Genomic DNA, 385 nt, shown 5'->3' with positions numbered 1-385 from the left:
CGTCGTGCAGGACAGCGGCGTGTGGGCGTTCACCAACGCCAACTCCAACAACAACACCGACGACAACGCGTTCAACTACAACTGGTACAACGGCGGCGCCACCCAAGTGGCCACCGGCTCCCCCCACAACAACACCCTGACCGGCAACACCCAGGTCAGCGGGACCAACTGGCCCACCGCCGCCCAGCAGGTCATCAGCCAGTCCGGCGTCGGCGCCGGCACCAGCGGTAACACGGTGACCGTGACGAGCCCGGGCAACCAGAGCGGCGCCGTGGGCACCCCGATCACCGCGGTTCAGGTCCAGGCCAGCGACTCGGCCTCCGGGCAGACGCTCACCTACAGCGCCACGGGCCTGCCTCCCGGCCTGTCGATCTCCTCGTCGGGC

The 385-nt window shown here is 69.1% G+C and carries 1 pseudogene; it reads left to right on the top strand.

Annotated features, from left to right (window positions below):
- Positions 1-385: pseudogene (locus tag KGA66_RS30715) on the top strand (right-handed parallel beta-helix repeat-containing protein); the annotation flags it as partial.

Source organism: Actinocrinis puniceicyclus (assembly GCF_018283645.1).
GTDB classification, from domain to species: Bacteria; Actinomycetota; Actinomycetes; order Streptomycetales; family Catenulisporaceae; genus Actinocrinis; species Actinocrinis puniceicyclus.
Note: the sequence above shows the minus strand (reverse complement) of the source record. Positions and strands in the feature narration are given on the sequence as shown.